Raw genomic sequence first — 14,511 nt, forward strand, 5'->3', positions numbered from 1 at the left:
AATGAAGGTCGATATTGACGCACTGGCCAGCGAACTCGAGATGAGCTTTGATGAACTAAACATGTATTTGGATCTGGAAACCGGCGAGCTAACCATGGTGAGTGATGAAGAAATGCGGCTCGCCATTAATTCAGAAGAGGGGGAAGATTACGCCTCTTATTCTGAGTGGGAAAAAGAAGCTATTGAAGCAGCTTTAAAGATCTGGTTGAATAGTGATCGGTATAAACTGCTTCCAAAGATGTCCTCCCATGAAGCTTATGAGATCATGTCTGATTTTTGTAATACTGTCAAATCTGCGTCCATCAGAGAAAAGCTTTATGAGGCACTCGAAGGAAAAGGGCCTTTTAGAAGGTTTAAGGATACGGTATTACATTTTAACATTGAACAGGACTGGTATGCTTTCAGGAGTGAGAGAGTAAAGGCGTTCGCAATAAAATGGTGTGATGAGAATGGGGTGCCTTACGAATAAGCAAAGTGATGCTTTGCCTTGGGGTGTGAAGTGAATAAGTCAAGAACTGAGACGAGCCTGCGGACTGTGGTGAGATCACAATCGGCAGGCTTGTTTTTTATACAAAATTGTTTATGAATATTGCTTTTTCCTCTTGAAATGATTTCGGGTTTCGTGTATCATTATGCATATCAAATGTATAACTTGTGTTTTCTGAAAATAAAATCTATTCCCGGGAGGTGCCTTATGGCTGTGAAAACTGTTATGGTAAGACTAGCGACAAAAGAAGATGTGCCTGCGATTCGTCAAATCATGCAGGAAGCATTTTCCTTCTATGCCATGAAGGTTGGAATCTCGACCCCGGGAGCGGTTCAAGCCCTTGAAGAAACCTGTGCCGACATCGAAAAGCAACTGGACGAGAAAATTGTCTATGTCGCTGAATGTGACGGTGTGGTAGCAGGCAGCGTCAGACTTGAAGTGATGTCGGACGGCACTGTTTATTTTAGCCGCTTTGGCGTTCTGGATGCCTATAAAGGTCAAAATATTGGCGATCAGCTCATGGAAGCTGTAGACGATTTTATGCATCACCATGGTTATGAGTGTTTGAGCCTGCATACGGCGGCAAGTTTATTGTCGTTAATCAGATTTTACTATGCCAAGGGTTTTGTGATCGTTTCCTCAGACGCGCCGCGCGGGTACACACGTGCTATGCTGTGCAAGTATTATGAAGGTGTTCAGGTGAAATACGCAGTTGGCGGCAGCTGGTAGAGTTTATAGAACTTAAATTTAAAGGAAGTTGGAGCATCATTTGATGTCGCCAACTTCCTTTTTGGTTGCTGTTATTTTGGGGAGGAGATGATCTCCTTCTTAAGGTCGTGATCTGCTTGCCATTTGCGTTCAGCGGCGGCATAGACAGTCTGAAAATGCTCAGTGGGGATGACTACTACGCCGTTTTCGTCCCCCACCACAATATCTCCGGGAAGCACGTTGAGGCCGCCGCAGCTGACGGGAATCTGTGTTTCACCCAGTTCGCTGTCGAAATAGGAGGCGGGGGAAATGTATCTGTAGAAGACGGGCAGGCCCATTTCGGAGATGCGGTTGACATCTCGGATTGGTCCGTCTACAACGACGCCGCTGACGCCTCGCGACAGGGCCATGGTTGTACGAACGTCGCCCCAGACGGCGCGGCGCTTGCTGTTGCTTGTGGATATGACAATGACGCTGCCTTCCGGCGCGTTCAGGACTTCATCCATGGTGGTTTTTCCGTTTTCAAAGGGAAGGTGGATCGTGAATGCAGGTCCGGCCATTTTCATATTGAAGTGAATCGGGCGGATTTCCACGTCCATGACGTTTTCACCGCGCATAGCATCGGCCAGTTCGGCGGTGGAAAACTTGCTGAGTAAGTCAGATGTTGTCATTTCTATAACCTCAAATCTTTTGAATTAGTGTTGTTGGAATAGGTTGAAGGGCTTATTTAAGATTGTATAAAATATAATGTTTTTTTGAGGTTATGTCAATACACTCATAAAAAAACGGCCCTGCTGGAATGAGTCCCGCAGGGCCGATCTTTTAACTCGATCAATTAATTACTGACCAACTGTTGATGTCGAGCCTGTAACAGCACTCTTCTCATCCATTGTAAAGCCAACTGCAGCTTCTGCGTTCATGAAGACAAGGTTTCCAACAATCTTGGAATTTGTCATCTTGAAGTTAGGGGTGCTGACATAAACGTTGCCGTCAACCGTTGTGTTGACCAATTGGAAGTTCGTGCCTTCAACGTAGACGTTACCGTCAAAGATGCCGCCCTGAATGCGGGCATTCGGGCTCTTCACCGTAATGCGCTGAGCCATCAGTGTGAAGTTTCTGGTGATTTTATGATCCGCGTCCTGGCTATAGAGCGCAAGCTTTCTAGCGACTGCAGGAGGTGTCTTGGTGTTTTCGAATTCGCCGTCCATGACCAGCGCTTTATTGACTGCGAGGTCTCTGGAGATGGAAAGAATCCAAGTGCCTTCTGTGCCGATCCCTTTTTCAAGGTCAGCGACGTTGTCGACGAGGGAAGCGTTTGTAACTGCGTCAACCTGGATCAGAACCTTTTCACCGTTGACTTTGCTGACTGCGTCCGTTTTGAACGTGTCTTTAGCTTCTTGTGTCATGAAGTAGATGTTGCCGTTGACAGTTTGCTTCACGAGGTTGAAACCTTTAGCGTTGACATAGACGTCACCGTTGAAGATACCGCCCTGGAAGACTGTATTCGGGCTGTTGACCCAAACTTTAGGCGCTGTCAGGGTGAAGACGCGTGTAATGTTGCGCTTGTCATCCTGGCTGTAGAAAGCGAGCTTTCTGCGGATAATGTCATTGCCTTCAGCGTCTTTCTTGCCATCTGTGAAAGTGCCGTTGATGACAACTTCTTTATCTGTCTTGATGTCGCGAAGCGCTGCGACGATCCATTTGCCGTCAGATTTGAGGCCTGCGGTCATAGCGTCAGCGTTGTCGACGAGGGATGCTGTAGTAACAACGTCAGGCTGAACGAGGATCATTTCGCCGGAAACTGTGGACTTGGCGTCAATGATAGCGCCGTCTTTAGCAGCTTGAGTTGTAAAGTGGACGCTGCCTTCGATTTTAGCGTTGGTCATTTTGAAGCCGGCTTCGGAAACGTAAACGTTGCCTGTAACCTTAGTGTTGCGGATTTCAAACTTCGCAGCATTCACATAGAGATCGCCTACAAAGGCACCGTTCTGAAGACGGCCGCTTGGACTCTGGATTGTGAGCTTTGGTGCTTTTAATGTAAAGTTGTCAATAACGTTGTGATCCGCGTCTTGAGTATAAAGCGCGATTTTTCTCGCTTCTTTGCCGTCGTCATTGACGAAATTGCCGTCGAGGACAAGCGGTGTAGTAAACGTCAGATCTTTGAGCGTAGCGGCGAGCCAGAAACCGTCTTTGCCGATTGCTTTTTCAAAGTCTGCGTTGTTGTCTACAATAGAAGCGGTTGCGACAGTGTCGACTGCCGGTCCTACAGTCTTCTCTTCAGAAGTCGCTGTTCCGGAGGTGACAGGCGCAAGCTTAGCAAGAGTTTTTGGTCCAACGATGCCATCTGCAGCAAGACCATTTGCGCCTTGGAAAGTTCTGACTGCTGCTGCTGTCAGTTTTCCAAAGAAGCCGTCTACTGAAAGATTATAGCTGAACTTGTTGAGCAGGGTCTGAAGGAGCTTGACATCTTCGCCGAACGAGCCTTCAACGAGGAGTCTCAGGATGCTCGTGCCATTAGCAGGCGCGGAAGCAACAGGTGCTGAAGTGGATGGCGCCGGTGCAGCTGGTTTTGGAGCAGGTGCCGGAGTTGGCTTTGGAGCAGGTGCTGGAGCCGGTGGCGGAGCAGGTGTCCAGTTCGATGCGCCTGTGTTGCCGTCAGTGGCATAAGAGCCGGTAGACGTTACAGCAGGAAGCATTGAGAAGGAAACTGCCGCAGCCATGGTGAGTGCGATGAGTTTTTTGTGTTTAATCATACTGTCCCCCTTGATTTTTTTGTGAAAAGCCACGCAATTCTTATGACATTTGCTAGTCCTATAGCGGCCATAGTGGTGCGACATTGCGTTTTATTTTTCACATACTTACATTATATCAGATGATGTAATTTCGTATATGGATTCGTTATCATTTTTCTGTAAACAATATTTACAAAATAATATTAGACATTAATGTAAAAAATTAACACTCTCTGTGGCAGGGAATGGAAACGTCTGATAATTTGAAATAATCTTTTCTTACCATAAAGAAATTGATTAAATAACCGGTTTTTTGCTTTTGAGAAGGGGTTTAGTATTTGCCTTGAAATATTAAAGTATACATTTTGTATACGGTATTGGATTGACAAAACCAGATCCGGATGGTAATCTTTGAACGGGTAAAAATGATACACACTTCCGCTTGGCGGAATGATTGCTGGTCTCTTGGTTATTCAAATATCAAACCGTCCTTTTCGATTCCCCAATCGAAGGAAGGCTGGGACGTTGGTTAAAAATACCAACTTACCAGCCTCTTTTTTTGTCTTGAAAATATTATGTAATTGATATAGAATGCTGAATTGTATTAAACCGCAGGATACGATAAAATTAGAGCAGAAATTAATCAAAGGGGATTGAAAAGTATGAAAGCTTTAGTTAAAAAGTATGCCAAACCAGGCCTTTGGCTGGATGATGTCGAAATGCCGGAAGTCGGGATCAATGACGTTCTGATCAAAATCAAAAAAACTTCAATTTGTGGTACGGACATCCATATCTATCAATGGGATGATTGGTCCCAAAAAACAATCCCGGTGCCAATGCATATTGGCCATGAATTCGTAGGCGAGGTCGTTGGCTTTGGGGATAATGTTCATGACGTCTACCTTGGTGAAATTGTTTCCGGTGAGGGCCATCTCGTCTGCGGACGCTGCCGCAACTGCCTCGCGGGCAGACGTCACCTGTGCATGAATACCAGCGGCGTTGGCGTGAATCGTCCTGGCGCTTTCGCTGAGTATCTTTCTATCCCTGTTACGAACGTTTGGCACTGTGATCCTGAAATCCCCCTCGAGATCCTTTCCAGCTTTGATCCTTTTGGCAATGCAGTTCATACAGCGCTCAGCTTTGATCTTCTTGGTGAAGATGTTCTCATTACCGGCGCGGGTCCTATCGGCATTATGGCTGTGGCTGTCGCGAAGCATGCCGGCGCACGCAACGTGGTCATCACTGATGTCAACGAGTACCGTCTGGAGCTCGCCAGAAAAATGGGCGCGACTCGTGCCGTCAATATCATGGACACTAAAATTGAAGACGTCATGAAAGAACTGAAAATGAAGGAAGGCTTTGACGTTGGACTCGAGATGTCCGGTAATGCCGCTGCCCTGAACAGCATGATTAAAAATATGTGCCACGGCGGTAAAATAGCAATGTTGGGCATTCAGCAGCCTAGCACGACAATCGATTGGAATACCGTCGTCTTTAATGGACTTACCATCAAAGGGATCTATGGCCGCGAGATGTACGAGACTTGGTACAAGATGACGGCGCTGCTCCAGTCCGGACTTGATCTGTCACCAATCATCACCCATCAGTTCCATTACACTGAGTTCGAAAAGGCCTTTGAGTTGGCGGCTTCCGGCCAAACCGGAAAAGTTGTGCTCAACTGGGATTAATAAAGGACTCGATTTTAAAATTCAGACACATTTGAATAAAGCGTGACACTTGCGACCATCGGCATAGCTTTTAGTTTTTTGTGCCGATGGTTGTTTGTTTCCAAGTCAGCCTTCACGACAGGCAAATAATTTTAAACTCTCTCAGGAAATTTGACGTATTCTTGACGCTTTGTCCTTATACTTTGGGTAAATAATAAAAGTGTCAAGCGGATGCCTTTCATTAGTTATGGCGCTGTGTCACTCACAAAATAAAATCAATCCGTCCAGACCAAAGGAGAGAATTACATGTCCAAAATCAGAATTGACGGCAATCAATTGACGATCAGCCAGGTTGTTCAGGTAGCGCGGTACGGTTACGAAGTCGAAATCGTTGAAGCTGCTCAAGCGGCGATCACGCGTTCCAGGGAAATCGTCGACCGGTTCGTCGAAGAGAAGCGCAATGTCTACGGCATCACAACAGGTTTTGGCAAGTTTTCTGATGTGCCAATCTCCAAGGAAGAGACCAAAGAGCTCCAGCGCAATCTGATTATCAGCCACGCATGCGGCGTGGGACCGTTTTTAAGCGAGGAAATCTCAAGAGCCATCATGCTGCTGCGGGTCAACGCCCTTTCAAAAGGATTTTCCGGCATTCGCCTTTCCACGGTAATGACGCTGGTTGAGATGCTCAACAAAGGGGTTACGCCATTAGTGCCTGAAAAGGGCTCCCTTGGTGCCAGCGGGGATTTGGCGCCGCTCTCTCATATGGTTCTGGTTATGCTTGGTCTGGGCGAAGCGCTCTACAAAGGCGAACAGCTTTCTGGTGCGGAAGCTATGTCGCGTGCCGGCATCCCTGTCGTCGAGCTGACGTCTAAAGAAGGGCTTGCGCTCATCAACGGAACTCAGGTTATGACAGCAGTAGGCTGCATCACGGTCTATGACGCCATGAACGCATTCAAATTGGCGGATATCACCGCTTCAATGACCATGGAAGCACTCAATGCAGTCACAGACGCGTTTGATCCGCGCCTTCACGCCGTCAGACCGCATCAAGGCCAAATGGATACAGCTGCGAACCTTCTCAGAATCTTAGGGGGCAGCGGGCTGACGACACGTCAGGGCGAAATCCGCGTTCAGGATGCTTATGCGCTGCGCTGCGTACCGCAGATTCATGGCGCGAGCAAGGATGCGCTCAAGTTTGTCAAAGAAAGAGTTGAGATTGAGATCAACTCTGTAACAGATAACCCAATCATCTTCCCGGATGACGACGCGGCTATTTCAGGCGGAAACTTCCATGGACAGCCTGTGGCTATGGCTTTTGATTTCCTGGGCATCTGCATCGCAGAAATGGCTAACTCCAGCGAACGCAGAATTGAGAGACTTGTTAATCCGCAGCTCAGCGGACTTCCGGCGTTCCTCACGCCAAACGGCGGCCTGCACTCGGGCTTCATGATCGCACAGTATAGCGCGGCGGCGCTTGTTTCTGAAAATAAAGTTCTGGCACATCCGGCCAGCGTGGACTCCATTCCTTCCTCTGCTAACCAGGAAGACCACGTCAGCATGGGGACGATCGCAGCCAGAAAAGCCAGAGACATTTTGACCAACACAATTCATGTCCTTGCAGTCGAGCTGCTTGCTGCGGCACAAGGCATTGAGTTCAAGGATCCCAGCAAGCTTGGCAAGGGTACTGCTGCTGCCTTCGAAGTTGTTCGTGCGTCCGTGCCTAAATGGGTGGAAGACCGTGAAATGTACATTGACCTTCGTAAAGGCGAAGCCCTCGTCCGAAGCGAAGAAGTCGTCAAAGCGGTTGAAGCTGCCATTGGTGAGCTTAAGCTGGTATAGTGAGTGGATTGTTGAGCCAAGGCAAGAAAACGGCGCACCGCGTCGTTTTCTTGCCTTGGCTTTTGTTATAAGGTGGATCAGACAAAGTCATATAGACGTAAAAAAATCATTACCTTGTAAAAATGCTTTGACGTTTGAGGGGGTGGAAGGGGGTGTCTGGCACGTCCTTCCACTTTTTTTTGTGATGACGTTTTCAGAATGCAGTTTTTGCAAGCGCTCGAATATAATTATTTAAGTTCCTGTTTTCAACTTCATGTGGCACATTTTTTGCTTTACAACTAAGTGAAAAGATTTATGTTATGAATCCCGGACTTTGGAGATGAATAAAACAGAAGTGCTTAGATGGATCAGGAGGTCTGCATTATGAAAGGTATTATTGAAGCTGCAAAAGCAGTCGAGAGCAAGATTATTGAAAACAGACACGCGCTGCATCAAATTCCTGAGATAGGATTCGATCTCCCTGCAACGGCAGCTTACATTAAAGAGCAGTTGAGAGAAATTGGCATTGAGCCTAAGGATTGCGGCGGACCGGTGGCGCCGGAAGTACGAGAAAAGTTTCGTTCAGCAGGTTTTCCGGATATGGCCAATTGTACCGGGATTACAGCAACAATTGGACAGGGAGAACCTTGCATTCTTCTGAGAGGTGACATGGACGCGCTGCCTATGAAGGAAACTTCGGGTCTGACCTTTGCTTCTCAAAATAATTTCGCTCACACCTGCGGCCACGACAGCCATGCTGCCATGCTGCTCGGAGCGGCGAGGATTCTCAAAGCTATGGAGTCCGAATTGAAGGGCACGGTAAAGCTGATGTTCCAGCCAGGCGAGGAGCTTGGGTATGGGTCAAAGCTAATGATTGAGGCAGGACTCATGGAAAGTCCAAAAGTCGACGCCGCCATCGCCATACACGTCATGTCGGATATTGAGGCGGGTCAAGTGCAGTATATCAAAGGCATTACCTCGGCGGCCATGGATACCTACATGCTGAAAATAAAAGGCAAAGGCGGCCACAGCTCCATGCCCCACAAGGCCGTGGATCCGAACATGATCATGACACAGCTGTATACGGCACTGAACCTGCTTCCGGGTCGCGAGATCGATCCTCAGGAAACGGTTATATTGACGGCGGGCAAGGCGGCTGGCGGCTCGGCTCCGAATATCATCCCGGACACCGCTGAGCTGCAGGTCGGCATCAGGTCTTACAATAAAGAAGCCAGGGCACATATTTTACAAAGAGTGCCGGAGATGATCGACCACTATGTGAAGGCATGGCGCGGAGAGTATGATATGGTGAAGTTCTCAACACCTTCAACCTACAATGACGCTGAGCTCTGTAATACTTTATTGCCTTTCGTTCGGGAAGCGGCGGGTGCGGATAAAGTTGTCGAGGCGGCAAAACCTCTTCCGGGCTCAGAAGACTTCAGCCACGTCAGCGACCTTGTGCCCGGTCTTTTTCTTATGCTCGGCGCAGGAAAACCCGGCGCGTACCCTATGCATAATCCGAACATGGTGCTGGATGAATCTGTTTTCGCGACGGGGTCTGCCATTTATGCGAATTGTGCGGCAGAGTGGCTGGCTGCTAACGCGAAATAAAGATTTTTCTGCCGATGGTTACGGGCATACCCTCAATCTGGGGCATACTGTTTTAAAAACTGAAAAAATGGATATAAATACTCTAATTCGGGGTGGGGGATCTTTTAAGGTGCCCTGCCTCTTTTTATTAGCAGTGAAAATGGAAAGTATGTTGAAGGGGGGGCATCAGTTTGGCGGAGACACTTGGCACCATGAAACGCAGTCATTACTGTGGTGAAATTAGAGAAACGGACATAAACTCAAAAGCCGTCATGATGGGTTGGGCGCAGCGCAGGCGCGATCTCGGCGGGGTTATTTTTATTGATCTCAGAGATCACACGGGCCTTGCGCAGATCGTCATAGACGCGAAAAATGTGGACGAAGCGGATTTTGTCAAAGCAGAGCGCATTCGGAGTGAGTATGTCATAGCGGTAGAAGGTGTGATTGAAAAGCGTGATCCGGAAACAGTCAATCCACTGCTGGAAACCGGGACGGTGGAGCTGAGAGCGAGTAAACTCAAAATCCTGTCAGAGGCCAAAACACCGCCTTTCGCCATTGAAGAAAAGAGCAGTGTTCGCGAAGAGCTGCGGCTCAAGCACAGATATTTGGATCTCAGGCGGCCTGACCTCTTACATAATTTGAAAATGCGTCAGAAAATGACCCAGGCGGTACGGGAATTTTTAATGGGGCAGCGCTTTCTTGAAGTCGAGACACCGGTGCTGACCAAGAGTACGCCTGAGGGTGCCAGGGACTATCTGGTTCCGAGCCGCGTCTTCAAAGGCAGCTTTTACGCTTTGCCTCAGAGTCCGCAGATCTATAAGCAGCTCCTTATGGTTGGCGGTGTAGACCGGTATTTTCAGGTGGCGCGCTGTTTTAGGGACGAGGATCTCAGGGCGGATCGCCAGCCTGAGTTCACCCAGGTGGACATGGAAATGAGCTTTGTGGATGAGGCTGAGATTGAGTCTCTTCTGGAGATTTTGTTCGCTTCGGTGTTCAAGACGGTGCTCGGGAAGGATATTGCGCTGCCTATGCGCCGGATGACCTGGCTGGAAGCTATGGACAAGTATGGTGTCGATAAGCCGGACCTGCGTTTTGGTATGGAAATAGTCGATCTGACGGATATAGCTGCGACCTGCAGCTTTGAAGTCTTCAAGAAAGTCACGGCCTCCGGCGGCGTCGTAAGGGCGATCAATGCCAAGGGCTATGGAGATTTGACGAGGACGGAGATTGAATTTCTCACTCAGAAGGCGGTGTCCTACGGCGGAAAAGGCATGGCGTGGATCTCTATTCGAGAAAACGGGGAGCTTTATTCCGTGCTGACTAAGTTCTTTAAGAAAGAAGAGCTCGACGACATGATAGAGCGTCTGGACGGAAAACCCGGAGATTTCATTATTTTCAGCGCGGACAGGCTGGAAGCGGTCAGAACCATACTTGGAAGCCTGCGCCTTGATTTGGCTGACCTCAGGCATTTGAGGCGAAAAGAAGACTTTGCGTTTCTTATTGTAACGGACTTTCCTCTCCTGGAATGGGATGCGGAAGAAAACCGCTATGTGGCCATGCATCATCCTTTCACCATGCCGTTGGAAGCAGATTTGCCGCTGCTTGAGAAAGAGCCTCTCAAGGTCCGGGCCAAGGCCTATGATGTGGTGCTGAACGGCGTTGAGCTGGGCAGCGGCAGTATCAGGATCCACCAGAGAGAGCTCCAGAAGAGGATGTTCAAGCTCCTTGGCTTCTCAGAAACCAGCGCTCAGGAACGCTTTGGGTTTATGCTGGACGCGTTTCAATATGGCGCGCCGCCCCACGGAGGATTTGCCTTTGGTCTGGACCGCCTCATGATGCTGGTCGTTGGGGCGGACAGCATACGGGATGTTATTGCGTTTCCGAAGATGCGGGATGGGTCCTGCGCTATGAGCCAAAGTCCGTCGAGGGTCAGTCAGAGCCAGCTCAAGGAACTGGATTTGCTGTCCGGCTCCAAGGATTATGTTCATGTGGAACCAGAAAAGCCTTTGGTGTCTGAAGAGGATGTCGATTATGTCGCCGCCCTGGCGCGACTTGAACTGAATGATGAGGAAAAAGAGGAGCTGACGAGAAACCTGCGGGACATTATTGCCTTTGCGGATAAACTGAATGAACTGGATGTCTCCGGGCTGGATCCAATGGCCCATGTCATGCCAATAGAAAACGTCTTCAGGGCAGATTTTCTGGGAATTTCAGATGATCGAGAGCTGATTCTGAAGGCTGCGCCTGCCCAAAAGGACGGCTGCTACTTCGTGCCCAAGGCTGTAGAATAGGAGGTGTCAGAGCTTATGAAAAAAATGAATGAATTTACACTTGCTGAGAGCCTTTCGCTTCTCGGTAAAAAAGAGATCTCCAGTCAAGAGCTCGTGAGCGCCTATTTCGAGCAGATCGATCGAGTGGACGCAGAGGTTGGCGCTTGGATTACCTTAGACCGGCAGGGTGCGTTGCGGCAGGCGGCGCGGATCGATGACCATCGGCTAAAAGGTTTGGCACTTGGGCCTTTGGCTGGCGTGCCGGGGGGATTGAAGGACAATTTGTGCACGACAACCATGCCGACGACCTGCGCCTCGAAAATGCTGGTCCAATATACCTCGCCTTTTGACGCGACGGTTGTCGAGAAGCTTGCTGGCGCGGATGCAGTGATCCTGGGGAAATTGAATATGGATGAGTTCGCCATGGGATCTTCCACGGAGAATTCTTACATTAAACCGGTGCGAAACCCTGTCGATCTGACGAGGGTGCCCGGGGGGAGCTCCGGCGGTTCAGCGGCGGCGGTGGCGTCTTTCCAGGCTGCGTTCACCTTGGGGTCGGACACGGGTGGTTCCATTCGTCAGCCGGCTGCCTTTTGCGGCGTGGTGGGTCTGAAACCGACCTATGGCGCGGTATCGAGGTATGGACTGATCGCCTTTGCGTCCTCTCTGGACCAGATTGGGCCGTTGACGCGGGATGTGACAGACCTGGCGCATGTGATGAATGTTTTGGCGGGACATGATCCAAGGGACTCCACCTCCGTAACCGTGGACTGGCCGGATTTCCGGGACAGCCTGAGGGCGGACGTGAAGGGCATGAAAATTGCTCTGCCAAAAGAGTATTTTGGCAAAGGGTTGAATCCTGAGGTCAAGGCGGCTGTGCTGGAAGCGGCGCGGCGTTTTGAACTGCTTGGCGCTGATGTGGATGAGGTCGGCGTTACGACTATGGAATACGCGCTCCCTGCGTATTATCTGATTTCTTCCGCGGAGGCGTCTTCAAATCTGGCGAGGTTTGACGGCGTGCAGTACGGCTATAGAGCGGATGACTTTGAGGACCTGAGGGACTTGTATGTCAAGACTCGAAGCCAGGGCTTTGGCAAAGAGGTCAAGCGCAGAATTCTGCTGGGCACCTATGCCTTGAGCTCGGGCTATTACGACGCCTATTACAAGAAGGCACAGCAAGTCAGGGGGTTGATCCGCAAGGAGTTCAGCGATTTATTCAAGACCTATGACCTGATCTTGTCGCCGGTGGCGCCTACCACCGCCTGGAAGCTGGGTGAGAAAAGCAAAGACCCGCTGGAGATGTACATGGAGGACATTTATACGGTGCCTATCAATATTGCCGGAGTTCCGGCCATTTCGGTACCCTGCGGCAAGGACACCAGCGGAATGCCTGTTGGCATGCAGCTGATAGGAAAGCCTTTTGATGAGAAGACGCTGATTCGCGCAGCGTATACCTTTGAACAGTCTGTTGGGGGGTGGCGGCATGACGGCTAAGGACTTTGAAGTGGTCATGGGTCTTGAGGTGCACGTGGAACTCAAGACGGCGACCAAAATATTCTGCGGCTGCTCAACAGCCTTTGGCGCGCCGCCTAACACCCAGGTTTGCAGGGTGTGTCTGGGACTTCCGGGCGCGCTTCCGGTTCTGAATGAGAAAGTAGTGGACGCTGCTGTAAAAGCGGGCATAGCGACTAACTGCGAGATCACGGCGTATGGCAAGCAGGATCGAAAGAATTATTTTTATCCGGATCTGCCAAAAGCCTACCAAATCAGTCAATATGATCTGCCGCTTTGCCATGGGGGCTACATTGATGTGGAGGTCCGTGGTGAGACCAGACGGATCGGCATTACCCGCATTCATATTGAAGAGGACGCCGGAAAATTGATTCACGACGGTGAAGGAACGCTGATCGATTATAACCGCGGCGGGGTGCCGCTGATTGAAATTGTCTCAGAGCCTGACTTCAGAAGCGCTGAAGAGGTAGGGGCTTACCTGAGGAAGCTCAGGGCGATCCTGATCTACGCGGGGATCTCGGACTGCAAAATGAACGAAGGTGCCTTTCGCTGCGACGTCAACTTGTCGGTCAGACAGCGTGGAAGCTCGGAATATGGCACCCGAACGGAAATGAAAAATCTGAATTCCTTCAATTTTATTCAAAAGGCCATTGAACATGAGGCACAGCGACAAATTGCCCTGGTCACCTCCGGCGGCAAGGTCGTTCAGGAGACGCGGCGCTGGGATCAGACCGCCGGGAAATCGATTTCCATGAGGACTAAGGAAGACGCCCATGATTACCGTTACTTCCCGGATCCGGATCTGATGCCTATAGTCGTCTCCACTGAAAGAATCTCAAAGCTGGCGTCAGAGCTTCCGCAGATGCCGGATGAGCGAAAAGCCCACTATATCCAGCACTATGGACTCGGTGCCTATGATGCGGAACAGCTGGTGTCCTCCCGGGCTGTCGCGGACTATTTTGAACAGGCTGTTATTGGCTGCAGCAACGTTAAACTCCTCTCCAATGTCATGACAACGGAGATCTTCAGACTCCTGGGTGATCAGGAAGGGGAGGAAAGAGTGCCGGCTTTTAGCGCAGCGGATCTTAGGGACTTGGTGAATCGCATTGAGGATGAGACCATCCATATGGGCATTGGAAAGAAAGTTCTTTCGCTGATGTGGACTGGGGCCGGCCATCCGGACGCAATTATTGAAGCCCAGGATCTGAAGCAGATTAGTGATCCGGAGCTTCTGAAGCTCGTCGTCGCAGAAGTTATTGAAGCGCATCAGAAAGCGGTACTTGAATATTTGGATGGTAAAGATAAGGCGTTTCAATCTTTAATGGGTCAAGTTATGGCGAAGACTAAAGGCAAAGCCAATCCGAAAATGGTCAGTGAACTGCTGGAAAGTGCGATTCAAACTATGAAATAGAGTAGTGAAATTGAGTCAGTTTTCGGCGAATTTATTGTTAGGGTGCGAGATTGCCAGCGTTTTGTCGAAGATTAGGTAAAACTGTTGAAGTGTTGTTGAAAAAATTGAAAAGTGCCGCTGTGCGGCACTGATCCGAACGTTAAATCTGTTAAAGAGATAACGTTCGGATTTTTTCTTTTTGGGTTTAAACTTTATAAAATATGCGAATTGAGATTTTATAATAAACTTGGTCGTCTGAATGCCGCTGATTTCAAAATGTTTATACAATTTTGCCGCAAAAATGAATATTATAAAATTGCAAATTTCATAATTTGAA

Annotated in this window: 10 protein-coding genes; 8 read left to right on the forward strand and 2 right to left on the reverse strand. The window is 49.3% G+C overall.

Annotated features, from left to right (window positions below; all coding sequences use genetic code 11):
• Position 1 precedes the first annotated feature (1 nt).
• Positions 2-469, forward strand: a complete 468-nt coding sequence (locus OEL90_RS05770) for a UPF0158 family protein (protein WP_300687478.1) — start codon at positions 2-4, stop codon at positions 467-469.
• Positions 470-694: 225 nt separating this feature from the next.
• On the forward strand, positions 695-1,216 hold the full coding sequence (locus tag OEL90_RS05775; protein WP_291403500.1) for a GNAT family N-acetyltransferase: 522 nt from the start codon (positions 695-697) through the stop codon (positions 1,214-1,216).
• 71 nt (positions 1,217-1,287) lie between these two features.
• On the opposite strand, the gene OEL90_RS05780 is transcribed toward OEL90_RS05775, so the two are convergent.
• Entirely contained in the window at positions 1,288-1,866 is a 579-nt protein-coding gene (locus OEL90_RS05780; protein ID WP_291403502.1) for an RraA family protein, read from the reverse strand.
• Positions 1,867-2,034: 168 nt separating this feature from the next.
• Positions 2,035-3,948, reverse strand: a complete 1,914-nt coding sequence (locus tag OEL90_RS05785; RefSeq protein ID WP_300687481.1) for a peptidoglycan-binding domain-containing protein — start codon at positions 3,946-3,948, stop codon at positions 2,035-2,037.
• Between the two features lie 641 nt (positions 3,949-4,589).
• Between OEL90_RS05785 and tdh the strand changes: the two genes are divergently transcribed.
• From tdh to gatB, 6 genes are all read left to right on the forward strand, one after another.
• Positions 4,590-5,615, forward strand: a complete 1,026-nt coding sequence (gene tdh / locus OEL90_RS05790) for an L-threonine 3-dehydrogenase (protein WP_300687482.1) — start codon at positions 4,590-4,592, stop codon at positions 5,613-5,615.
• 285 nt (positions 5,616-5,900) lie between these two features.
• Positions 5,901-7,433: a histidine ammonia-lyase gene (gene hutH, locus OEL90_RS05795; protein WP_291403508.1), complete on the forward strand. Its 1,533-nt coding sequence runs from the start codon at positions 5,901-5,903 to the stop codon at positions 7,431-7,433.
• 363 nt (positions 7,434-7,796) lie between these two features.
• Entirely contained in the window at positions 7,797-9,023 is a 1,227-nt protein-coding gene (locus OEL90_RS05800) for a M20 metallopeptidase family protein (protein WP_300687484.1), read from the forward strand.
• Between the two features lie 170 nt (positions 9,024-9,193).
• The gene (aspS, locus tag OEL90_RS05805) at positions 9,194-11,293 is read left to right on the forward strand and encodes an aspartate--tRNA ligase (RefSeq protein WP_300687486.1); all 2,100 of its coding nucleotides are present in this window, start codon (positions 9,194-9,196) and stop codon (positions 11,291-11,293) included.
• Between the two features lie 15 nt (positions 11,294-11,308).
• Complete coding sequence (gene gatA / locus OEL90_RS05810; protein ID WP_331488108.1) at positions 11,309-12,766, forward strand: Asp-tRNA(Asn)/Glu-tRNA(Gln) amidotransferase subunit GatA; 1,458 nt, start codon at positions 11,309-11,311, stop codon at positions 12,764-12,766.
• Positions 12,756-14,195, forward strand: coding sequence for an Asp-tRNA(Asn)/Glu-tRNA(Gln) amidotransferase subunit GatB (gatB, locus tag OEL90_RS05815; RefSeq protein WP_291403514.1), 1,440 nt, complete (start codon positions 12,756-12,758; stop codon positions 14,193-14,195). The genes gatA and gatB overlap by 11 nt, the downstream gene beginning before the upstream one ends.
• Positions 14,196-14,511: the final 316 nt, after the last annotated feature.

The sequence above is a fragment of the Acidaminobacter sp. genome, from assembly GCF_030247605.1.
Taxonomy (GTDB): domain Bacteria; phylum Bacillota; class Clostridia; order Peptostreptococcales; family Acidaminobacteraceae; genus Acidaminobacter.